This is a genomic window from Paenibacillus sp. RS8 (assembly GCF_041956825.1).
In the GTDB taxonomy this organism is placed as follows: Bacteria; Bacillota; Bacilli; order Paenibacillales; family Paenibacillaceae; genus Paenibacillus_AQ.
The window spans coordinates 1,868,875-1,891,977 of sequence record NZ_CP168131.1 but is presented as its reverse complement, the minus strand read 5'-3'; the positions used below and the strand labels follow the sequence as shown (position 1 = coordinate 1,891,977).

Genomic DNA, 23,103 nt, shown 5'->3' with positions numbered 1-23,103 from the left:
CTGAATGATTATTGTCCACTTTCCAGCACAATTGCGTTACTGCCTTCATCGTATACCTGCATAAAAGATGAAATGGTCGGCAAATAATCGGCTGCCACATACAAAGTACCCTTTATGTTTTGCACATTAAGGCTTGCGTCTGGCTTTAGGGTGAGTGTCCAATCCCCTTTGCTAATCATCGTCTCTTTGCTTGCCGCATCCCAGCGAATGTCCGCTCCCCATGAGCTAAATAGCGCTCTAACTGGTAAATATATTTTTCCCGACTCTTTAAGAGGTTGAATAGCACTATTGAAATTCACCTGCGCTCCATCCAACCATACTTGCATGTTCTTACCGGCTGGCAGCAGTGGAACTGCATCAAGCAGATCAGCCTCGCTACGCAATGGCTTAAGGGCTTGCAGATCAAGATTCAATACCTTTAACTTGTTATTCAGCGTATCGGTCACATACAGCTTCCCGAAGGCAAGCGCAACACCGGAAGGCTGATCAAACATTACTTGATCCAATACTCCAACCTGATCTCCCGAGTTCGCCTGCCCTGCAACTGTTATAACTTCCCCATCCTTTTGGATAGCCCGAACGCGATGGTTCAGACTATCTGCAATCAGCAATACCCCATTGGCATAGGCTAGTCCACGAGGACGATTGAACAACGCCGATAGACGCTCTCCATTCTGGAACCCTCCAGCCATATAGCCAGTCACTGGATCAACAAGGGTTACTTTGCCTGCAAAGGTCTCCACCTTACCGCCTTTAACTAAGCGGATCATCTGATTCCCACTGTCAGCTACATAGAGATTGCCAGATTCATCGAATACAAGGCCCTGTGGTTCATTGAACTTGGCTGAAGCTACTGCTCCGTCCAAATAAGCACCATTATTGCCCTGCAGACCCGCAAACGTAGTCACAATACCTTTTGGTGTAACTCTGCGAATCACATGATTCAGTGTATCCGCTACATATATGTTGTCATTGCTGTCTATTGCCAATCCACCCGGCGCGTTAAATTGCGCCACATCAGGCGGTCCATCTTTATAGCCTGCTACTCCCGTTCCTGCGAGGGTATACACTTCTCCATCCTTAATTTTCCGAATGACATGGTTATCGGTATCACTAATATAGATATTGCCTTTACTGTCAGCAGCGGTGTACGTCGGATGATTAAACAAGGCCTTTGCACTCTTGCCATCGATATATCCTTCAGCACCTTGTCCAGCCACTGTCTGTAGCGCTCCATTACTCCACTTGCTGATCGTACCGCTTCCGGACTGTACGATGATGAGTTCATTACTGCCAGGTACAGCAGTTAGTCCCCATGGCTGTTTAAGAGAGAGTACGGCGTTAGAAGAGATGTTCTGATCTATACTCCCTTGAACGTTGCCGTTTGTGGGCTGCACTGCCTCTGCGGTAACGATACTAGATGGTACTGCGCTTACGAGCATTAATCCACAAACGATGGAGATAAGTTCCTTTTTCATTACGTTATATTCTCCTCTCGAAAGTTATTGCGCCTTTAAAATAACAAAGATAATCTAATCTGGAGGTTGTCTATTATTACCTCTACAGGGCCGTTTTCAGTATCTTCAACCCTCACCAGTGGAATGATAACAATATAAGGTTCGGGAGTTAGTCTATTCAAGAATGCCGGAGTAAGTTTAAGTACAAAGGTATTCTCATCGTTCCGATCCAGTACATAATCCGTATCTTCTAGTGGAAATGGATCTCCAAGATCATATTCATAATGATATCTGATCTCCCCTACATCATAACCTAGCGAATGAATGATAAATTCCGGCGCTTCATCTTCACCTATAGGACCCGTATGGTTAAAATAACTCGGAGTGATTTCTCCTTTAAAGTAAAACCCGCCGTCTGCTATCTGTTGAACCTCTTCCTGTACCTGCCCCCCGGTAAGGGTATTCTTTAACAAACCACCATTAACCTTGATTTGAACGAATGACTTATAAGGAAGTGATTCACGCAGCTGAATGTGAAGCTTATTCTCTCGAATGTATACCTCACCTAAATCGAGCGTGTCCTCACTCTGATTTAAGGTAACACTCACACCATCCCTGGCGGCATTAGGATTAGAGTCATCTGCAATATTAAAATCTAACGGTACTGTAAACGGCAAAACAATCTCATTATCACGGACGAGATAGTCATAGATATGTTCTCTAAGTTCCTGCTGGTCTATCTCAGGTGCACCGAGTGGATTTGGAGTTTCCGTCGGCGTTGCTGTCGGTTCCGGCGTTGGCGTTGCTGTCGGTTCCGGCGTCGGTGTTGCTGTCAGTTCCGGCGTCGGCGTTGCCGTTGGTTCAGGTGTCGGCGTTGGTGTCGGTTCCGGCGTCGGCGTTGCCGTTGGTTCAGGTGTCGGCGTTGGTGTTGCCGTTGGTGTAGGTCTCGTCGGCGGTGTTGGTCTCGTCATATCTAAGGGAGCCGAACTAGATAGATCATAGTTAATCTGGGGTGGAATGGTTGGAATAGGCGGACTAGAGTGAACGGGCATCGTGGCTTTTATTTGCTCGAGTAGTTGCTCGATTTTTTTCTTAACCGATTCGAATTCCAATATCTCTTCTTCGTTCAGATATTTCAAATGCTGCTCTAGCGCAAATTGCGGTAATGCATTCAGGGACAGCTGCCCCTGTGTCCATTGTTGATTCTCCATAATTAACTGTTGGGATGCTGTTATCATACGCTCAATTAGTGTGGGATCATTAGACGGAATTACGTGGACTGTTCCTTCCAGAACTCCCAGATAATCGCCGCTAATTCCTCCCCCAGCATTAAGGACTACATTGCCTTGGCTATTAACGCTAACAAAAAACTCTGTACCCATCACGCCCATGATCGCCGTCGGGGTCTCAATCTCAAAACGGGAGTCGCCATCCAGCTTCTTTTTCACCTTGATCAGGACTTGCCCGTTTTGCAGCTTCAGACTTGTCTTTCCGCCGAGCGCTTTTGCACTTTCGACTAATTGGCTAATGGTAAGGGTAGTGTTTGCTCCGATTGTAACTTCTTTGTTAGCATCGAGGTCGAGGGTAATTTGCCCGTCAGTGCCTGTTATAATCGTATCGCCTTGCGTAATCGCCATTCCTTTAAAAGCATTAAATTTCTTCGTTCCCCCGCTCTTTTTCACCTCAGACTTGCCTGAGACCGCGGTTATTTTCCCTACCTTGACGCTGTCCTTCGCCTGTGTGACAACCGCCGGCCAAAGAATACTGAACAATAGAATAAATGACAGTGTAAGCTTCAATGATTTCATTTCAACCCCTCCAATTCATAAACACTAATTCCCTGTTCTTTGCCCTTTACCTTGATCTCTCCTAATGAAACGGCTGATACTCTATCTTTTACAAAAGCGTAGGTAGCCTCACTGATGAGGATTTGTCCCGGCTTCGCATTGCTTTCCAGACGGGCTGCCGTATTGACGGTGTCTCCAATCGCTGTATAATCCATCCGTGTCTTAGAGCCGATGTTCCCAAATACAGCAGGGCCAGTATGTACCCCAATACCAAATTTAACTACTAGGCCAAAGCGTTCAAACAGCTTTTGTTCTACCGCCGCCGAACCCTCCTTCATCGCCCACGCGGCCTTCACCGCTTGCATCGGATGATCTTCTAGCAGCATTGGAGCATTAAATATCGCCATCGTAGCATCCCCGATAAACTTGTCCAGCGTGCCATCAAACTCAAAAATACAACCCGCGGTCAGATCCAGATACTCATTCAGAATCTCTACAATCTCCTCCGGTTCAGCAGCCTCTGACAACGGGGTGAAGCCTCGAATATCTACGAATAACAAGGTTAGCTCTCTGCGACTTCCTCCCAGCTTCAGACCTTCTTGACCGTTCTTGAGAATTTGATCCACAACCTGTGGAGCAACATATCGGCCAAAAATATCCGTAACTCTACGTTTTTCCATCAACTCCTCTAAATATTGAAAAGCTATCACGATAATACAACTAACGATTAGAAGGGGAATCACATAACCTAGTGAAATCACCGTACCCTGATCATAGAAATAACGACCCGCAAAAATTAGTAGCGCAATGATGACCACAATGGCCGCATAGGAATACAGCATCTTCACTTTACGGAATAGTAGATACGCCAGGAGCGCAACTAGCAAGAGCACTACTTCGTTCCACTTCCAGTCCAGCACTCGTTTATAATTATCGTCGAGCAGAGACTGGATGATATTCGCATGAATTTCCACACCGTATAACGTGTTTTTTCCGCTAATCGGTGTTAGGAAGTCATCCTTAAACCCTGTAGCATAAGGTCCGATAAGCACAATTCTATTCTCAAAATAAGAGGCTGGGACCTCTCCGCTAAGCACCGCCGAGTAAGGAATCTCTTCAAAGGCGCCTTTGCCACCTGAATAGGGGATATAAAAGCGTCCAAAGTCATCCAGCGGGAGCTTCTGCGGATCAGCAGTGCTTCCCATCGCCTCTCGATATTTCTGATAGACCGTCCATGACAAGCTGTGAATAGACTCCCCTTCATAATCAAAAGAATAAAGGGCCTTACGCACCACACGGTCTGTATCGGTAATGGTATTAATGTGCGCGGTTGCAGCCGCAGCCTCTCGCAAGGCTTCAAACGGCTGGGACAGCTCCAGCGCTTCAATTTTTCCTTGTTCAGTATTAGATGCAAAAGTACCATACACGGGCAGAACAACATTTCCCGCCCGAGCGACAGCCGCAGCGAATTCTGTATCTGCCTCGGGATCTTCTGAGCCCACCGGGAACGTCAGGTCAAAGCCGATCACAGCAGGATGTCCCTCAGAGAGCGTATCTAACAGCTGTGCATGAACATTTCTGCTCCACGGCCAGCTGCCAAAGTCCTTCAAGCTTTGATCGTCTATCCCGATAATAGCAATCGTAGTATCCACAGACCGCTCGTGCTGCATCACGCGATCTTGTAACAGATGATCAATAGAGTCCAGACTCCCTCTGTACAGAAGAACCGCAAAAATCATCGTAAGTAGAAGCAAAATATGTGCTAACTTTACTTTCAAGGTTTGTTTCTCCAATCTATGTATTATGGAATGAGTCTGAGCCAGCGCCAATAAGGAATACATAGGATCGCTAGTAATATAACGAAAAGTCCATAATCTAAGGCAATCTTTTGAGCATGCTTGTAGGTAAAGAATTTACCTTCAGCACTATAATAAGTGGTCAGATACGTTAGTGATGGATAAGCAAAGAAGAAGGGGTCAGTAGATAACAGAATAAGGAATACAAGCACCCATGGATGAATACCCATTCCTGCGCCAATTGGAAGAAGTGCCGTAACAAGGAGAATGACTGCCGGATAAAGTCTATTAAAAATTTATTCAAAAATATTATATATGAAAAATCATATGAATAGTAAGAATTTCCTACTTTACAAGAAAAAAAGCGGGGGTGAAATACATAAAACGACAAAAAGCAGACCAGAGTTACCTCTGCCTGCCTTTGCCATACTATTCTTATAAATTGATTATTCCATACAGCAGTTTTGCAATTTCAGCACGGGTTACTTTGCCACGTGGATCGAAGTTATTGTCGCCCTTGCCATCAAGGATTCCCTTAGCTTTCAATTCACTTACCGCTTGTTTCGCCCACTCTGATACGCTGCTCATATCCTTAAAGCTTGCAATAGCAGCAACGGAAGACTGTGTTCCAGCTTTGTACTGTATCAATTTCTGCAGGACAACCGCCGCTTCTTCACGTGTAATCGCATCCTTAGGACGGAACTTGCTATCACTGCCTTGGATGAGTCCGAGCTGAACAGCCTTGTCTATCGATGATGCATAATAAGCATCTTTTGATACATCTGCAAAAGCACCATTCCCCGTAGGTTCACTTGTCTCATTCAATCCGAGTGAACGAATGGCTAGTGTAACAAAATCTGCACGGGTTACATTCGCTTGTGGACCATAGTGCGTATCGTCGATACCCTTAATCACATGCTTAGCCGTCAGCTTGGAAATGTACGGCTCTGCCCAGTGACCAGAGGTATCACTAAACTGCTTAACATATTCCAGCACCGCGAAGGAAGAGAAATGATCGGTTGTAAAGGTAACGGTATTATCTTTGAACACCCCACCTAAATATTCCAGCGTACTGCCATTTACATAATAGACACCTGCAAAATCCGTATCGATCTTGGCAAGCTGTTCCTTAGTCAGCGTCAAGGTAATCGTAACAGCACCTTTAAGCTGGTGGATAGCCGTTTCTTTGCCTCCTGCTGATGTACTGAGGTTCAGCGTAACGGTAGCCTTGGATGGACTCATTCCAGCGACATTGCTTTGTACAGCTGTCGTATTTGTATCAACGCTCAGCAGCATGTCACTGCCGGCCGGGATCGCTGGTAAAGAGCTTGTTGGTACGCTTAATGTAACGTTAGATGAAACAATATTCAAATTCAACTTCTTATCGACAGCCTGTTGAACGGCCGCTGCATCAAGAGCAATTCTAATCTGACCTTGAGTCGAGGTTGCCCCGCCTACGCTAATCTTTAGGCTTCCCCCTGTAGCAGCTTCCTCTATCAGCTTCTTCAAGGCTGACGGATCAGCTGTATACGTTCCATTACTTCCTAATGCCAGTTCAATGTTTCCTTTTTCCGCTCCAGGTGTGGCTGTAGGCGTTGGAGTCACTGTTGGCACAGGTAAAACTACTGGAGGTGCCGATGTCACCTCAGGTGCTGGTGTCGGCGTCACTTCTGGCGATGGCGATACCTCTGGTGTTGGTGTCGGTGTTGGTGTCACCTCTGGTGTCGGTGTTGGTGTCACCTCTGGTGTCGGTGTTACATTCTCTTTCCCAGTGTAGAAGCCCCAAATGTCTGAAAGCACACTACCAGAGTTATCATCCTCGACTTTTGTATACCACTGGTAGTAGCTTTCTGGATTAAGCTTACTCCAAGTAACCTGAGTCTCCGCACCGCTCTCTACTTGCTGATTGGTCGCGATTGTCTGATCACTGTAAACCTTAACTCCGATGTAATCGGTAGCTACACGTTTGGTTACAGGCTGCAGATCGAGATCTAGTACGAACTCATCTTTGCCCGGGAACTCATTTTCATCATAATAATTATAATCATCTAAATAAGGCGAATAAGTCTTCACTCGGAGCTTATTGTTAGCTACATCGAACTGAAGGAGACGAATATAACCAAGTCCGCCCTCTTCGGCACCTTGATAGTCTGCCAGCATTTGATATACACTGCGGTCCGCAATGCCATCTCCGTTATCATCCAGCTCATCTACCTTAAGCTCTGCATCATGATAATGACCGGACAAAGCTGCGATTACGTTCTTGTTAGGTTTTACAACCTTTTCAAAGATTGTATCTGCAATCGGTGCGCGGTTATTAGATACGAGCAGGTATTCATGAAGACAAAGAATCGCTTTCCGCTCTCGATAACGAGCGACAATCTCATTCATCCATTCAATCTCTTCTTCAGCCAGTCCCCAGCCCATATATACGATAATGAAGTCATTTCCGTTCGCAGATACCAAATCATAATGGCCCCGGTTGTTGTCATAGGAACCGCCAAAGGTTGGCATGTCCTTGAATCTCCATTCACCAAAGTATTGCCAGAATTTCGTGTAATCTCCGGTTTGATGGCCTACATCATGATTACCCGCAAGAACACCATATGGAATACCTGCATCCTCGAGTACCTTCATGTCCCGATCGGCTTCTTCCCATTGATATTCTTGATAGGACTTATCCACTACATCTCCGGTATGAATAACATATTTCAAATTCAAATTATCCTTATTCTCAGCAATCCACTTCACATTTTTCTGGTAAATGTAAGGATAGCTTTGAGAATAATATTGCGTATCAGACATCCATACAAAGGAAAAATCATAAGTGTCTTGCGTTACTGTAGCTGCAGTCTTAGCCACGGACGCGATCTCATCCTGAACCATCACCGCAATGCTATTTCCATTTCTATAATCTCCAGCAGTCACCGTAGATTTCAGTTCAAAATCCTCAGTACCAGCGATTAAATGATCCAACTGTATCCATTTTTGTCCGGCAGGACTCCACGCGTAGAGACTTACTTTACGGCCTGGAAGTGAATTCCCCTTCCATTCAATATCCACACGATCTGAAGCCTTCACGGATTCATCCAGCTTAATTTCATAACGCTGATATGGGAATTGCTCAACAGCATCGTTAATTAGGTACTGTCCGTCAACTGCACTTATTTTGCTGTATTCGTCACTGCTAAGGGCTTCTTCGCCCGCAGGAACGGATTGCTTCGGCGGTTCTGTATCGGATGCGTTCTTAAATCCAGTAAATCCTTGCTCTGGATGGTTACCATCGTACTTGAAGCCTCTATAGAAGGTAACATCCATCTTATCCTGGTTAGGATCTTCAACCTTAACCTTCAAGGTCGGATTCGTACCCACACCAATCTCCCAGTTCTGAGGTGAGATCAGGAGTGGTGCAAATGGATTTTCATTCGGTACATGGAATGTAATTACCTTTTCCACCTGATTACCTATCTTATCTAATGCGGTGATAGAAAGCGCATGGTCTCCACCGGACAGCTTTCCGGATGAAGTAGCATAAGGCAGTTCAATAACATTGCCATCCAGCTTCACGCTAACTTTATCTACACCTGCGTAAGTATCCTTGATCTCAGCAGTAATTATGAAATTACCACGATAAGTTTTTCCTTCTTCAATCGAAGCTTTAATAGATGGCGGCGTATTGTCTACAATTACATTTGAAGATACCTTGGATCCACCTTCGGTCACTGTTACTTTATGTTCTCCGTCAGTTACTTCTTTAGTGTTCCAGTTATACGCCTTTGAACGGAATAAATCCGATTTCAGATCGAACCGGAAGCCGATGGATTCATGCTTACCTGCGCTGTCCCCCATCTTAATTTCTTTATCACGTTCTGCATAAGCAGGGTCCCAAATTTCTGTGCCGTCTGCAAGTAATAGGCGCACATTCTTCACTTCGAAATCATCTTTATTCTCCTCAGGACGAGGGTCAAAAGGCGATGATTTAGAGCCCGCCCGAATGTAAATCACATTATCCTTGCCTACTTGTAAAGCGGCAGAGGAGATCGGAAAGGTTAATGTCGTATACGTAGTAATCGGGTCCATAAAGGTGTACAGAATACTCGCATCCCCTAATTCTTCTGGTCCCATGGTGATACCGTTTTTGAAATAATAATCTACATTCTTCGCATCAAATACAAAGTAAGCATCATTCTCAAGCGCGGCATATACCTCGTTATTGCCGAGCACCTTATTGTCGATGGTCAGGTCCACTTCATCAGCTTTGGCAGTGGCAGAGGTTCCTTTTACCGTCATAGAGCCATTAATGAATTGTCCATCCTTCACATTCAAACGAAGCGCTGATTGATCGGGACCACCTGTGATTTTCACTTTCATTACCGGAGATTCGGTCTCATTCGTGCCGTCAGATACGACGAAATAATACTGTATTTCATTCCTACCAATCAGATCAGCAGATGACAATTTATAATGATACAGACTGTCATTGAAATCTTGAGAAAGATTATGACTGACAAAATCAGGCTGCTTATCCGAAGCTACTCTTACTTCTACGGATGTAACGGCTTTATTGTCATCCGCGAAAGCCTTCAAATCGAGACTCATCGACTGATCAATCTCCGTTATAGCAGTCAGATCATTTACCGTCGGATTCTCGGTATCCGGCTCCACATGAATCGGTGTGTTAGGTAGCAGCGCTGCATCCACCTGCCCTGGTGATGGAGCCGCTGATCCTGTGCTAATCTTGAGCATTTTGCTTTGCCCATTCACAGGATACTTGTATAGAAGGGCTTTATTTTCTTTGGTGTCGTCACCTTTAGCTCCACCATCATAAGTAAGGTCAGCATCATAATACGCGGAGGAAATTTCCTTCTCCGTATTACTCTTAATTACGACTGCCCGGCGGCCAGAGTTGGCCATCCCATCGCTTTTGATTAGAAAGAGGTTCGTGCCATCAATCAGATTAGTGTTGAATTCTGTATTAAAATCACTGGCAGTGTACGTACTATTAGCACTATTAATAATCCAGAACACTACGGATTGCTGTGCAGGGATTATAAAGTTCTCTTTCGTCGAAGGCCACTTCACATCGGAAGCATTGCCTTTATCAGGATAACGATAATAGATCTTGTAGTTCTTGAAACCAATCGGTGCGTCAGTATTGTTATACACCTCGATGAATTCAAAAGCGTCACTGCTCGTTCCCTTTACATTCGTCGAATTCGGCAGCAGCTCTGTAATTAGAAGCTTCGGCACATTGTTCGTGTCGAACGCGGGCAGGTTCACATGAACAGAATAGTTCTCCGTTACATTGTTTACGCGGATGCTGTAGTGCAGTTCTGGCTCTTCCAGCGCAGCCACAGGAATCAACGCTGTGTACTGGTCATCCCCCTTTGGTGTCATGGTGATTACCGTATCTTTTGCCTGAGAAGGAGAGCCGTATTGCAACTTCACTGCCGGTAGCGTTCCGTCTGGTCCACTCTCTAGGTTCGTAATTTTCGCGGTGATGGGAAGATCAGCTGGATCTACACTGCTCAGCGGGTGGTGTTCAATCACCGGCTGTTTGTCTCCAGGCACTGGCTTAGGAAGCTGTTCTGGCTCTACAGTTCCAGGTGTAGCCGCAACGGTTCCCGAATTTGGCATGAGACTCATTGTAGAGCTGTCTGCTTGAGAGAATTGATAGAATATGCCGTTATTCTCCTTCACCTGTTCTTTCCCATAAGAAGCAGAGACAATTAAAGCATCTCCTGCTTTACTCTTAATTTGTAAGTTACGCGGAGAAGTGTTAGCCATACCACCGCCACCGTTGATACGGAACAGGTTTACTCCTTCCTGAAGAGCTGCTGAAGGATTAAAGTTTTTGATGAAATCCTCGGCTGGAACATTCAGATTATTGCCGTTCATAATCCAGAAGACGATATTCCCATGCGCCGGTATGACCGCATCTCCATTTGGTGTCCAAGTATCATTGTCATTATAAAAGAAATAATAATCCTTAAAGTTAACTGGCTCGTCCGTATTATTATAGATTTCAACAAATTCATAACCATCTACAGAGGTTCCATTGGTGCCTTTTACATTTTTAGTATCCGGAACAACCTCTGTAATAAGTAAAGATCCCGGATGGGTAGGTGTCGCATACACAGCTGTTGTCACGTTTGTTTGACTCATAAGTGTAAGTAGCTGATCCTGTTCATCAACATGTAATCCTAATTCGGAAGATGTCTGCTCCGTATCCAGCTGCTCTTCAGCATATCCTGCTGGAACCATTATCCCCAACATCAGACTGCTTGCAATTACACCGGATAGAAAACGTTTAGCTTTTGCTGTTATTCTCAAAACTCCGAACACTCCCCATAAGTTTGATTGTGACCCAGTGCATAAATATACATTGGAGATCATCTGGAAAGTATACATCCGGTGTATTATCGCTATATTATTCCAATGTTAAATCTTTAGGTTATCTTAAATATTGTTTAAGCTTCAGCTCAGCTTTCCGGGTTATAATAGAAGCAAGTTAAACCACAACCATCACAGACACTTTCAACAGAAACCATAAAATGTTATTTGTAAAATAAGAAAAGAGGACTCTAATGGATATAAAAAGAGTGATTATAGTAGGAACCGTAGTTATAGTGATGTCTTTTGGAAATGCTTGGAGCAGCCTTACTGCTAACGCAAGTTCGCCTGCACAATGGTCCACCGTAAAAGCTGCGGATAAAGACGAATTATTGTTGAAAGCACTTAACAAGCCCACAGATGAAGATTTGTATGATGCCTTATATGACGGTAAGTCACTTCAAGATATTGCAATAGAACAAAACACGGATATTGAAGATGTGATCAATCTACAAGTAGCTCAGCTAACGGAACAGCTAGATTCACGGCTGGCTTCCGGAAGTATTACGGCTGAGCAGTATGCAGCACACAAGGCGGAGCTGAGGGACATCGTTACGGAGAGTGTTCTCACTTCTTTCGGCTAAGGAAGATACATACAGTGGCCGTACAACATTTCTCCGCGCCAAAATAAAGAGGGTGATCCGAAGCCATTGAATGGCTATCGGATCACCCTCTTTGTATTTTCGATGCTATTTAACTCAATTCCTAAGTCTCTATCTTGTTATCCCTAGTGATCTCCAGTATATCCAGGAAGAATACAAAAATTGGAATACCGAGAATTAGACCCCATACACCCATATAGTGCTCAGAGAAGAGAAGTACGATAAAGGTGTAGAACATAGGCAGATTCATTTTGGATGACATCAGTTTTGGATTTAAGAAGTAACCTTCGATAAAATGTAGTATGGCGATCATAACCAATACATATATCGTCATTGCTATGCCACCGATGTTGTAACCAATAATACAAAGCGGTATTAAGGAGATCACAAAGCCTACAACTGGAATCAAACTAAGCAGGAAGATCATAATCGATAAGGCGAATAGATACGGAAAGCCTAAGATCCAAAGTCCAATCACAGTAAAGCATGTATTAAACAGCGCGATCAGAATTTGCGCTTCAATCACTTTACCAAAAGATGAGATGAATTTTCTGCCGAAATACTCAAGCTCAACATAGAACCAGGAAATTTTGCTCTCTTTAAGACGGGCAGTGAAACTGACAATTCTGTTCTTCTCAAGGATAAAGACAAAGCTCAGAATGGTGGATAATACGAAGCTGGTGCCCCAATTACTTATTTTCAGGACGTACTCAAGACCATCTTTCACATAAGATTGATAGTTCAAATCCTTAAGCTGGGCAAATAAATACTGCGCAATTTCGTTTTGTGGAATGTTTGCAGGGGTTAAACTGGTCAGAAAATTGGTTAACTGCTTAATCTGAGTAAAGACCTTCGGTAAATAATTCACTAAAGTCACTACGATCAGAGCAATCAGAGCTAAATACAACATAATAATAATGACTTTACTGTTGACTGCAACATATTTATTGATCCGCTTCGTGAGCAGCACTTGAAAGCTGTTCATTACATAAGCAATCAAAAATGTTAACAGTACTAAATTAAGCATATCTCTAATACTGAATAGCAGCAGGGCAACCAGCCCCAAAATAAAAAAACGCCGGACCGTTAAATTCGCGTAATAACGCTTAAATACTTCCATCTGTTCTCTCCATTCACCTACCAATTAGTACTCTATTTATAGTCTACAGTAAGGAATTCACTTATAGCAACTAGTGATTCGCCCAAATTGGCGAAATTTCTCACTTTTTGTAAACCCCTAATGATCGTAGGGAAAGATGATATCCATTCCATACATTTCCTTATTCGTTTATGTACCTCCCGTTGTACGCATTAACTTAACGGTTCGACGCTTCTGATCGTAATTGAGATCAATATTTAGATCCTTGCATAATTGCATAAACGGAACCATTAAGGTCCCTTTCCTCATTTCGGGTGCACTTCCTATCAGTGCTACTTTTTGACTATTCAGGGTTAATTCCATAGGCGAATCTATATGTTTGATCTGCTCAAGGGTTTGGACTGCGGTTAGATTCTGGCTTCCCCCGTTGATTCGGGAGGCATTCCGGTCCGTTCTCGCATTTATTCCATCCTGGATTTTAAATGTCAGCGAAATTCCGAGTGAATCACATGCGGATAGCAACCGGTCATTGTAAGATCCGTAAGGAAAGGCAATCGCTGAATCGGTATTTCCCAGTTCTTCCTTCAGCCTTTGCTCCGCCTTGGCCAAATCACGAGTAACTCTGCTATAGTACTCCGTATTCATTTCATTCCTATTTTCATCGTCGATATATAACAAGGCACTAGCGGCAGGCCGTCCCCCACCTTCAGCATCCACGATACCATAATGGTGTAAATCGTACGTATGACTATAGAACCCCATCCCGTCACGCTTCATTTCACGCATCTGCTCCCAGTTGAGTTTCGGCACACTATTCGGATCTGGGTGGTCAATCGTAGAGACTATAACGAAATTCACTGCCGTATACCCGTATTTTTTCAGAATAGGAAAGGCCAGCTCATAAAAACTCTCATATCCATCATCAAAAGTCAGCAGCACCGCATTGTCTGGAACCGTACCGCCATTTAGCATAAATTCTCGATATTGTTCCATCGTAATCACATGAAACCCTTCCTGCTTCAGCAGGTTCATTTGATCATCAAACCGATCAGCCGATAAAATCCAAGGAAACTGCGGCATTGGCTTCTCTGACAGATGATGGTACATCAGCACAGCTACATGGTCTTTATAGTAGATACCTTTCGGAAGCGGCCCCTGCTTCTGCCAGTCAATATGCATGTTAAGGGCCCGTTCGGCAGCAGCCTTGGGAATCATTAGCTCATCAGGTGAGCCCGGATAAGTAGCTACTGTCTTAATGATTTGACCGTTTACATTAATGGTCAATATCGAAGGTTCACGTTGATTGTTGAAAATAGCAACAAGACTTATTAGCAGAACGATGACTAAAAGTATTATATATTTTTTCGTATGCAATCTCTAAATCTCCTTAATAAAGAAATCTTATTCACTATGTAACTACATATTTGGTGACAGTTCCACCTACTTTTGGTTACATTTTCTTCTTATTTTGTTTCTTATCATAAAAATAGGAGGCGATCCCTAAGTCTCAACTGGCTTAAGGAACACCTCCTTCAAATGGAGAGCTATATATTTAATTATGTACATTTATGTGTAATTGTAGACGGTCTAGGACCTTCTCTTATCTGCAAAGTAATTCTCTTCCCCAAGCTCGTCCACAACGATGTTTAATGCTGCTTCCGTCGCCTACCTTTGGACAAACGAAGATAAGCATAAGACGGGCAGCCAAGGCTTCTATGTGGAAGTCTATAGCGATAAAGTACTTATCCGGGGCAGAGATTTTAAAACAGGAACCTGGGTTGACGCTGCGCAATATGAGGTTGCTTATCCAGCGGTAAATGTATATTAAATTTTCACAGAAAAAAACGATTGTGCACTGGGAGTCCTCCCTCGCAACAATCGTTTTTTTATTGTAGTTATTCAGCTTAGTGTGCAATCGGGGAAATCCGGTAGACTGAAGTGTCTCCATCTGCTGACTTCGTCCCGCTTTCGATCTGCCAACCAAAAGATAATACAGATGCCAGACGTTCCTTCTCAGCCACAGTCAAAGCCGCTTCTACCGCTTCTTTACCCTCTTCAAGCTCCAGCTCTCCCTCTTTACCAAGAGCAACCCATATCCAGCTACGAATGCCGCGGATCGTGTTGTATTTAATCTGATAGCCAGTCTTCACCGCTTGCTCGAACAGTTCTGGCTGCTCCGCTTGCAAAGTGGTCAACTGCTTATAATCAAATTCGTATTCACTCTCGTCAACGGGCAAATCGCCCTCTGCCACTTTACGAAGAATATCCTCATTGGACCAGCCTAAAGAGCGAAGTGACTCTACCAATAACGCATCCCACTGGGATAACTTTACTCGGTTCAAATTCTCTGACATCCTGATTCCTCCCGTACCTGTATATAGATTCTACTTATTCCGTGAAATCATAGGCAACATAATGGCCCGGACTAACTTCCTGCAATGTAGAAGTCTCAGCTCTGCCGTACTCTGCCGAATATCCGTCTAAAATAATTCTTTGATTAGCCCGTCTAGGGTCCGTCTCCAAAATGGAAGACAGCAATGCCTTTGTATAAGGATGAATAGGATTCTCGTACAGTTCATCACTTTCGGCTACCTCTACTAGACGACCGCCATACATCACACCAATCCGGTCCGAAATATGACGTACCATCGACAGATCATGCGCAACAAAGAGGTAGGTCAACCCAAATTCGGACTGCAAATCCTCCAGCATATTCACTACCTGTGCCTGAACAGATACATCCAGCGCTGAAATCGGTTCATCACACACTACAAACTCAGGTTTCACAGATAACGCTCGAGCGATCGAAATCCGTTGACGCTGCCCACCGCTGAATTCATGAGGGAAGCGATAAAGATGCTCTCTTTTTAAACCCACCTTATCCAGTAGTGCCGCAACCGCTTCTACACGTTCGTCGCCTTCGTGGACCCCATGGATTTTCATAGGCTCGCTGATCAGATCAAGTACATTCAGGCTTGGATTAAGGGATGAATAGGGATCTTGAAAGATCGATTGAATGCGTCTGCGAAAAGGTTTTAGCTGCTTCTCTCCAAGCTTGCTCAGCGGCTGTCCGTCAAAAGACACTTCACCGTCGGTATAATCATATAATCGCAACAAGCAGCGCCCAACCGTGGACTTGCCGCTTCCTGACTCTCCAACCAGTCCAAAGGTCTCCCCTTGACGAATCTGAAAGCTTACACCATCTACCGCCTTAAGCACCGATGTATCGCGCCCCCATATATCCTTACCTTTAGAGAAATGTTTCTTGAGATTATTTACGTCCACTAGAATCTTATTATCACTCAACCGAACCGCTCCCTTCAACACCAGCTACGGCTGGAGTCTCTTGCGCACCGTCTGCCAGCCAGCACATCGAACGATGACCAGGTGATAATTCGATGACCGGAGGACGCTCACTACAGCGGGCAAAAGCATTAGGGCAACGTTCCATAAAAGGACATCCAGAAGGTGGATTCAGCAAATCCGGCGGTGTACCTTCAATAGGAACAAGTCGTTCACGCGACTTACCGTCACGTTTTGGAATCGAGCGAAGCAGACCTTTCGTATAAGGATGCTGCGGGCGGTAAAAAATATCCTCCACCGTGCCTTCCTCCATCACGAGTCCACCATACATTACGATAACCCGTGTACATACCTGAGCTACCACACCCAAGTCATGAGTAATGAGCGCTACAGCGGTACTAGTATTGTTTTTCAACTCTTTAAAAAGATCGAGAATTTGTGCCTGTATCGTTACATCGAGCGCAGTGGTTGGCTCATCTGCAATCAATAACTCTGGCTGGCAAGAAAGAGCCATGGCAATCATGACCCGCTGGCGCATCCCGCCGCTGAACTCATGCGGATATTGCTGCAGCCGCTGTTCAGGATTATTAATACCTACCTGACGCAGGATGCTTGCCGCCTCTTTAAGCGCTTCTTGCTTATTTAAACCGCGATGCCGACGGATGACCTCCGTAAGCTGCTGGCCGATTTTTTTTACAGGATTAAGAGAGGTCATGGGGTCCTGAAACACCATTGCTATGCGGTTACCGCGCAGCTTTCTCCACTCTTTTTCCGAAAGGTTCGATAAATTCTCACCACGGAAATTGATATTTCCACCAATAATTTTACCCGGAGGTGTAATCAACGACATAATCGCCTTGGCAGTCACACTCTTCCCACTACCAGATTCACCAACGATTCCTACCGTTTCACCAGCATCTATATGAAAGCTAACGCCGCGAACTGCTTGGTTCTCTCCGTCTCGAGTCTGGAAGGAAACCTTCAAATCCTCAACAGATAATAGCCGTTCCGTCATGATGTCTTCACACTCCTATCTTCGGATCAGCTTCGGTTCAAAGCCTACCCGCAAAATATCGCCTAAAACATTAAAGCTCAGTACCGTTAATAGTATCAGTAATCCAGGGAACAAAGCCAGATATGGCGCTTGAGCGATATATCCCTGCGCATTGTTAAGCATACTGCCCCAAGTGGCATTTGGAGGTTGTACCCCAAACCCAAGGAAACTTAGGGACGACTCCATCATAATTGCCGAAGCGATATTATTCGTCGCACCTACAATGACAACAGGCACTAGACCCGGAAGAATATGACGCCAAATAATTCCGAAGTTGCTCTGACCGGAGGCTTTTGCATAGAGTACATATTCCCGTTCTTTGATCGTCATCGTCTCCGCCCGAATGACACGGGCGATATTCATCCACATTAATAGTGCAATAATAATGATGATATTCCCTACACTCGGCTTCAAAAATACGCTAAGCAGCAGCAGAACTAAGAAAGATGGGATGGACAGTACTACATCAAGCATCCGCATGAGAAGATTATCAACCCATCCGCCAAAGAATCCGCTGATTACGCCCACCGTCACACCTATGCCTGTAGCAATGATCATTGAAGCAAAGCCAACTAGCAGGGATACCCGGCCGCCATATAATGCGCGGGCAAAATAATCCCGGCCATAGTCATCCGTGCCGAACCAGTGATCGGCTCCCGGCGATTTCAGACGTGCCAGAACATCCATCGCATTCGGATCATGTCCAGATAAAAAGGCAAATATAGAGCCTAGTGTGAAGATGATTAAAGTAATGAGGGCTGCGACGCCCAATTTATTCGTAAATAGCTCATCTCCAACACTTTTCCATTTACTGCGATTCATGAGGTCACCTCGTTAATTTAATTCGTGGGTCCACGAAGCTATATAGAATATCCGCGACCAGATTGCCGATGATCAGCATTAAAGAGGAGAATAGAGTAATTCCCATAATCACGGGGTAATCCATCCCTTTTACTGCAGTCATCCCCAAAGAGCCAATACCCGGCCATGAAAATACCGTTTCTGTTACAATTGCACCTGCCACCAGATCACCCATAGACATCCCGAGCAATGTAATTACAGGAAGCAACACATGCTTCATTACATGACGGAACAAAATCGTAGTCTTGTTAGATCCAAAAGCATATTGAATCTGCACGTACTCTTCTTTTAGCTGTCCAATGGTACTAGAGCGAATGTATCGCACATAACCTGCGAGGAACCCAAAAGCAAGCACAGTGCAAGGCAGGATACCATGCTTGAATACATCAAACGCCGATTCCACACCAATCGTTCGCATCCCCATAATAGGAAGCAGGTGCAGCTTAATCGCGAATAAGTACATCAGTAAAATGGCAAGCCAAAACAAAGGCACAGATATTCCAACATAGGATAAGAAATTAATCAGCTTATCCACCCAGCGGTTCCGGTTTGCCCCGGCAATAAGACCGAGTGGAATCGCCAGCAAAACAGCAAGACCGATTGCAGAACCCATTAAACCGGCGGTTGCAGGTAGGCGTTCAAGAATTTGATCCAATACTGGCTGATGATTCACTAGGGAATAACCGAAATTCCCTTGCAGTATTTCTTTAATCCAGATTAAATATTGAATGTAGGCTGGCTTATCCAGCCCAAGGTTATGCCGGATGCGCTCAATATCATCTGCGTGCATATTCGGCGTAACGAAGGATAAGACCGGATCCCCCGGAGCCAGCTTAATCATCGCAAAGCACACAACCGAAACAAAAAATAACATCGGCAGGGTTTGCAGTAATCTTCGGACGATAAGTTGTCTCATACGTTTTATTCTCCCAGTTCTGTATCGGTAAAAAAGTAAGCTGGATAACCCAGCTTACTTTTTCCCGTTTTTATTTAAGGTAGATTTTCGATAAATCTTCAAAAATAACGACAGGCTTCAAGACTGCTTCTTCAAGACCGCCGTAGTTCTTGGAGACAGCTACAATAGTCTTAGTATTAGCAATTGGATAAATTGGTGCATCGTCAGCAATGATCTCTTGGATCTTCTTGTAGATCTCACCACGTTTAGTCACATCTGCTTCTCCTGCACCTTCATTGAACAGCTTATCAACCTCAGCATTATTATAATGCGTGTAGTTGGAGTCAGCAGTAGAAGTATACAAAATTCTGTAAGCATCAGGATCGTAACCCATAATATAACCTGCAATCGCAAGTTCAAAATCTGTTGAGTTCATATCGCTGAACTTCTGACCATATGCCGAGGCATCCATATTTTGCAGTTCAACTTCAGCGCCAATGGCCTTTAGCTTTTGTTGCACGTATAGTGAAATGGCTTCCTGAGCTTTATTACCGCTCGATACAATCAATCTCAATTTCAGATCGCTAACCCCAGCCGATTGCAGAAGCTCTTTTGCTTTTTCCACATCATTATCGAAAGAAGGTACATCATTAGTATAGAACAATGCATCCGGAGTCAAGAATGACTTCGCCGGGTCTGCATACTCGTTAGAGGTATAAGCAGCCTGAATGATTTCATCACGACTTAGTGCTAGAGACAAGGCTTGACGAACTTCTTTTTTAGCAAGAGCGCCTCTATCGCTGTTCGCATTGAACAACAGGTAGGACAATCGACCTTCACTATAAGGAAGGATTTCGAAATTATTCGAGGCCTCAATCGTACCAACATCCTGTGGATCTAGATATTTAATATTGATCTCACCGTTCTGAAGTGCGAGATTTGCAGCATTCGTATCTTTAGCAATCCGGTATGTTACGGAATCAAGATGTGGCTTGCCGCCGAAATAGTTATCAAATCTCTCGAGTGTAACATATTCGCCTGGTTTGTATTCTTTAAATTTAAATGGGCCAGATCCGACCGGAGCAGCATTCTTGGTGCTTTTCTCTAGATCCGTCTCATTCTCAAAAATATGCTTTGGAATCGGGAATACTTGCACTAGTGTAGCTTCAAAAGCTGGGCTGACCTGCGGAAGCTTGAACTCTACGGTCAGATCATCCACCTTAACTGCCTTAACGGGTTTATCACCGATGAATAAGTTTGCTCTCAACATGCTGTTTTGTTTCTCATCGAGGATGCTATCAATCGTGAACACGACATCGTCAGCAGTAAGCTTTTCTCCGTCATGCCATGTAAGACCATCTTTAAGCTTCAAAGTATAAGTCAGGTTATCTTCTGACAGTGTCAGGCTGTCTGCCAAGTAGAAGGTCTTCTTACCATCATTTACTTGGAACAGTGGAGCATAGAGCGCTTGGTCAATCGTAAGACTGACACGGTCACCCGCATAGTTTGGATTGAGAATAACAGGATCAGCAGCGACCCCAATAATCAAGTTGCCTCCATCTTTTGGCTCAGTACTTGTTGTCGTTCCATCATTAGTAGCAGGTGTTTGATTTGTATTTGTGGAAGTGGCGGTGTTCCCTCCGGAGCACGCACTAATCAAAAATGTTAACAAAATCAAAGTAATAACTCCAGATAATCCTCTACGCATAAGTTTCTCCCCCGTAATCTGTATTCTGCGTTGCTTGTGTTTTTTATATTGTATATCGGAATACTAGGAATTACAATGGATAGCATTTCACATTAATGTAATATTGAGGAAATCGATAATTCTACCACCATTTGCATCATACCAGAACACATCCGCACTAGGATTCATGCCTAATATTCGATTGATTAACTCCTGTACTTTTAGCGGTGATTTACCCATTGCTCTCATCCTCTGCGGTTCATGTTGGCATCTGTATCTAATTATTCGGTTATTGTACAGCAGATTGTTACGAATTAATATATCTAACACTCATTTACTTTACAGAACTTTGAAAAATAAGGATTATTGCCGCTCCCCTGTAAATATATTGAGAACATACGGATACATCCAAGGAAAGAGGGGGCATCCCTCAAGGAGGCGGCAATGACGGAAACCAAGATTCGTGTATTGATCGGCAGTCCGATCCACCAGAAGCCTACGGTTTTAAAAGAATTTCTCAATTCCTTGCTTCGTCTGAATGTAGCCAATATTGAGCTGGATTTTCATCTGATAGATGATAATGATGATGAGGAATCAACCCGGCTACTCCAGGAATTCAAAAGCATGGGTGATCATATTTATCTTCAGAGCTCCGGCTTTCATGATGCGTATATTCGCAATGATACTACCCACTTCTGGAGTACCGATTTAGTCTGGAAAGTAGCCAACTTTAAGAATCTCATGATCAACCGTGCCCAGACCCTGAATTATGACTATTTATTTCTGATTGACTCCGATCTCATTCTCCATCCCGACACCCTCAGACATCTCATAGGTACGAACAAGGATATTATTTCAGAGGTATTCTGGACGCAGTGGCAGCCAGGAACTATGTTTCAGCCGCAGGTATGGATGCACGACGAATACAATCAATGGGAGTTACTGCCCGGCGAAAAACTGCAACCAGAGGAGATCAATCGCAGATTTCATGAATTCATAGCTAAGATGCGGAATCCCGGAATTTATGAAGTGGGTGGACTCGGGGCTTGTACATTGATTAGTCAGCATGCGATAAAAGCCGGGGTTAGCTACAATCAAATTCGCAACATTTCATATTGGGGAGAAGACCGCCATTTCTGCATTCGTGCCGCAGCCCTTGGCATTCCCCTGTTCGTCGACACCCATTATCCGGCGCTACACTTGTATAGAGACAGTGATTTGAGCAAAGTTGACGATTTTATCAAAGAAACAACGGAGACCAAAGCTGACTCCACTGATGCAGAGAGCAATTTATCTGCGGATGATGTGCCTATATCGACAGAGCCGACATCCACACCAGACAATCTAACCAATGCAGACAATACAGACATTACAGACAATACAGACAATGAAAGTTCCAAGGAAACAATCCCTCTAGCCAAAAAGCGGCCCAAGCTAACCCTCACTATGGTTGTGAAAAATGAAAGTGGACGCTTTCTGCGACAGGTTCTGGAGGAGCATCGCAAATACATCGATGAGGCCGTCATTATTGATGATGGCAGCACGGATAATTCAGCAGCTATCTGTTTGGAAGCCCTTGAAGGCATTCCCGTTCATCTCGTGCACAATACCATATCCAAATTCAGCAATGAAATTGAGCTGCGAAAGCAGCAGTGGGAAGAGGTTCTGAAGACGAATCCTGAGTGGATTCTGAGTCTGGATGCAGACGAAATCTTTGAACCCAGTTTTGCTGCAAATATTGAAACGTTACTGTACGCTGACGAGGTCGATCTATTCTGCTTCCGTCTCTACGATTTATGGAACGCCACCCATTACAGAGAAGATATTTACTGGCGCTCTCATTTGAATTACCGTCCTTTTTTGCTTCGCTATAAAGAAGACTTCAACTATGTATGGAATGAATCCCCACAGCACTGTGGGCGATTTCCGGAAAATATTTTCGAGCTTCCCCACCAGCTAAGCAACTTACGACTCAAGCATTTAGGTTGGTCGAAGGCAGAATTCCGTTTAGAAAAATATCTGCGTTACATGCTCCTTGATCCCGATGGCCAATACGGCTGGAAGGAGCAATACCTGTCCATTCTGGATGAACACCCCCATTTAATACCTTGGGTGGAGTGAGTGTACTAAAAAAAAGGGCGTCCACAAAACCTTAACGGCTTTGTGGAT

At 44.3% G+C, this 23,103-nt stretch carries 17 protein-coding genes; 3 read left to right on the top strand and 14 right to left on the bottom strand.

All coding sequences use genetic code 11. The features are described 5' to 3' along the window. Positions 1-8 precede the first annotated feature (8 nt). The 5 genes from ACDZ28_RS09740 to ACDZ28_RS09720 form a co-directional block, all read right to left on the bottom strand. On the bottom strand, positions 9-1,478 hold the full coding sequence (locus ACDZ28_RS09740) for a stalk domain-containing protein (protein ID WP_375104538.1): 1,470 nt from the start codon (positions 1,476-1,478) through the stop codon (positions 9-11). A gap of 35 nt (positions 1,479-1,513) precedes the next feature. Further along, positions 1,514-3,265, bottom strand: coding sequence for a FecR domain-containing protein (locus tag ACDZ28_RS09735; RefSeq protein ID WP_375104537.1), 1,752 nt, complete (start codon positions 3,263-3,265; stop codon positions 1,514-1,516). After that, positions 3,262-5,022: a CHASE2 domain-containing protein gene (locus tag ACDZ28_RS09730; protein WP_375104536.1), complete on the bottom strand. Its 1,761-nt coding sequence runs from the start codon at positions 5,020-5,022 to the stop codon at positions 3,262-3,264. The genes ACDZ28_RS09735 and ACDZ28_RS09730 overlap by 4 nt, the downstream gene beginning before the upstream one ends. A 23-nt stretch (positions 5,023-5,045) precedes the next feature. Next, positions 5,046-5,270 carry a hypothetical protein gene (locus ACDZ28_RS09725; protein WP_139328429.1) on the bottom strand — a complete coding sequence of 75 codons (225 nt, stop codon included), beginning with the start codon at positions 5,268-5,270 and terminating at the stop codon, positions 5,046-5,048. Between the two features lie 205 nt (positions 5,271-5,475). After that, positions 5,476-11,373 (bottom strand): S-layer homology domain-containing protein, encoded by a 5,898-nt coding sequence (locus ACDZ28_RS09720; protein ID WP_375104535.1) that lies wholly within the window; start codon positions 11,371-11,373, stop codon positions 5,476-5,478. A gap of 254 nt (positions 11,374-11,627) precedes the next feature. Here ACDZ28_RS09720 and ACDZ28_RS09715 point away from each other — a divergent pair, with 254 nt between their 5' ends. Then, positions 11,628-12,017, top strand: coding sequence for a hypothetical protein (locus tag ACDZ28_RS09715; RefSeq protein ID WP_375104534.1), 390 nt, complete (start codon positions 11,628-11,630; stop codon positions 12,015-12,017). Positions 12,018-12,138: 121 nt separating this feature from the next. Here ACDZ28_RS09715 and ACDZ28_RS09710 read toward each other — a convergent pair whose 3' ends face one another. Continuing rightward, positions 12,139-13,155: an AI-2E family transporter gene (locus ACDZ28_RS09710; RefSeq protein WP_042123478.1), complete on the bottom strand. Its 1,017-nt coding sequence runs from the start codon at positions 13,153-13,155 to the stop codon at positions 12,139-12,141. Between the two features lie 168 nt (positions 13,156-13,323). Further along, the gene (locus ACDZ28_RS09705) at positions 13,324-14,508 is read right to left on the bottom strand and encodes a polysaccharide deacetylase family protein (protein WP_052414421.1); all 1,185 of its coding nucleotides are present in this window, start codon (positions 14,506-14,508) and stop codon (positions 13,324-13,326) included. A gap of 268 nt (positions 14,509-14,776) precedes the next feature. Here ACDZ28_RS09705 and ACDZ28_RS09700 point away from each other — a divergent pair, with 268 nt between their 5' ends. Beyond that, entirely contained in the window at positions 14,777-14,962 is a 186-nt protein-coding gene (locus tag ACDZ28_RS09700; RefSeq protein WP_339288843.1) for a hypothetical protein, read from the top strand. Between the two features lie 76 nt (positions 14,963-15,038). On the opposite strand, the gene ACDZ28_RS09695 is transcribed toward ACDZ28_RS09700, so the two are convergent. The 7 genes from ACDZ28_RS09695 to ACDZ28_RS09665 all read right to left on the bottom strand — a co-directional run bounded on the left by ACDZ28_RS09695 (position 15,039) and on the right by ACDZ28_RS09665 (position 21,174). Then, complete coding sequence (locus ACDZ28_RS09695) at positions 15,039-15,488, bottom strand: hypothetical protein (protein ID WP_076116450.1); 450 nt, start codon at positions 15,486-15,488, stop codon at positions 15,039-15,041. A 34-nt stretch (positions 15,489-15,522) separates the two neighbouring features. Next, complete coding sequence (locus ACDZ28_RS09690; protein WP_375104533.1) at positions 15,523-16,440, bottom strand: ABC transporter ATP-binding protein; 918 nt, start codon at positions 16,438-16,440, stop codon at positions 15,523-15,525. Further along, positions 16,433-17,452 (bottom strand): ABC transporter ATP-binding protein, encoded by a 1,020-nt coding sequence (locus ACDZ28_RS09685; protein WP_042123470.1) that lies wholly within the window; start codon positions 17,450-17,452, stop codon positions 16,433-16,435. The genes ACDZ28_RS09690 and ACDZ28_RS09685 overlap by 8 nt, the downstream gene beginning before the upstream one ends. A gap of 15 nt (positions 17,453-17,467) precedes the next feature. After that, positions 17,468-18,313, bottom strand: coding sequence for an ABC transporter permease (locus tag ACDZ28_RS09680; protein ID WP_313636531.1), 846 nt, complete (start codon positions 18,311-18,313; stop codon positions 17,468-17,470). A gap of 4 nt (positions 18,314-18,317) precedes the next feature. Continuing rightward, complete coding sequence (locus ACDZ28_RS09675; protein WP_042123467.1) at positions 18,318-19,268, bottom strand: ABC transporter permease; 951 nt, start codon at positions 19,266-19,268, stop codon at positions 18,318-18,320. A 70-nt stretch (positions 19,269-19,338) separates the two neighbouring features. Further along, positions 19,339-20,955 carry an ABC transporter substrate-binding protein gene (locus tag ACDZ28_RS09670; RefSeq protein WP_042123463.1) on the bottom strand — a complete coding sequence of 539 codons (1,617 nt, stop codon included), beginning with the start codon at positions 20,953-20,955 and terminating at the stop codon, positions 19,339-19,341. Between the two features lie 87 nt (positions 20,956-21,042). Beyond that, on the bottom strand, positions 21,043-21,174 hold the full coding sequence (locus tag ACDZ28_RS09665; RefSeq protein WP_283936234.1) for a hypothetical protein: 132 nt from the start codon (positions 21,172-21,174) through the stop codon (positions 21,043-21,045). Between the two features lie 204 nt (positions 21,175-21,378). Between ACDZ28_RS09665 and ACDZ28_RS09660 the strand changes: the two genes are divergently transcribed. After that, a complete protein-coding gene (locus ACDZ28_RS09660; protein ID WP_375104532.1) occupies positions 21,379-23,055 on the top strand; it encodes a glycosyltransferase family 2 protein in 1,677 nt (558 codons plus the stop codon). Positions 23,056-23,103: the final 48 nt, after the last annotated feature.

Excerpts from the sequence above, each read along its gene's own strand:
- ACDZ28_RS09740 (WP_375104538.1), bottom strand. The coding sequence starts at position 1,478 with ATGAAAAAGGAACTTATCTCCATCGTTTGTGGATTAATGCTCGTAAGC.
- ACDZ28_RS09735 (WP_375104537.1), bottom strand. The coding sequence starts at position 3,265 with ATGAAATCATTGAAGCTTACACTGTCATTTATTCTATTGTTCAGTATT.
- ACDZ28_RS09725 (WP_139328429.1), bottom strand. The coding sequence starts at position 5,270 with ATGGGTATTCATCCATGGGTGCTTGTATTCCTTATTCTGTTATCTACT.
- ACDZ28_RS09715 (WP_375104534.1), top strand. The coding sequence starts at position 11,628 with ATGGATATAAAAAGAGTGATTATAGTAGGAACCGTAGTTATAGTGATG.
- ACDZ28_RS09710 (WP_042123478.1), bottom strand. The coding sequence starts at position 13,155 with ATGGAAGTATTTAAGCGTTATTACGCGAATTTAACGGTCCGGCGTTTT.
- ACDZ28_RS09700 (WP_339288843.1), top strand. The coding sequence starts at position 14,777 with ATGTTTAATGCTGCTTCCGTCGCCTACCTTTGGACAAACGAAGATAAG.
- ACDZ28_RS09695 (WP_076116450.1), bottom strand. The coding sequence starts at position 15,488 with ATGTCAGAGAATTTGAACCGAGTAAAGTTATCCCAGTGGGATGCGTTA.
- ACDZ28_RS09685 (WP_042123470.1), bottom strand. The coding sequence starts at position 17,452 with ATGACGGAACGGCTATTATCTGTTGAGGATTTGAAGGTTTCCTTCCAG.
- ACDZ28_RS09680 (WP_313636531.1), bottom strand. The coding sequence starts at position 18,313 with ATGAATCGCAGTAAATGGAAAAGTGTTGGAGATGAGCTATTTACGAAT.
- ACDZ28_RS09675 (WP_042123467.1), bottom strand. The coding sequence starts at position 19,268 with ATGAGACAACTTATCGTCCGAAGATTACTGCAAACCCTGCCGATGTTA.
- ACDZ28_RS09670 (WP_042123463.1), bottom strand. The coding sequence starts at position 20,955 with ATGCGTAGAGGATTATCTGGAGTTATTACTTTGATTTTGTTAACATTT.
- ACDZ28_RS09665 (WP_283936234.1), bottom strand. The coding sequence starts at position 21,174 with ATGGGTAAATCACCGCTAAAAGTACAGGAGTTAATCAATCGAATATTA.
- ACDZ28_RS09660 (WP_375104532.1), top strand. The coding sequence starts at position 21,379 with ATGACGGAAACCAAGATTCGTGTATTGATCGGCAGTCCGATCCACCAG.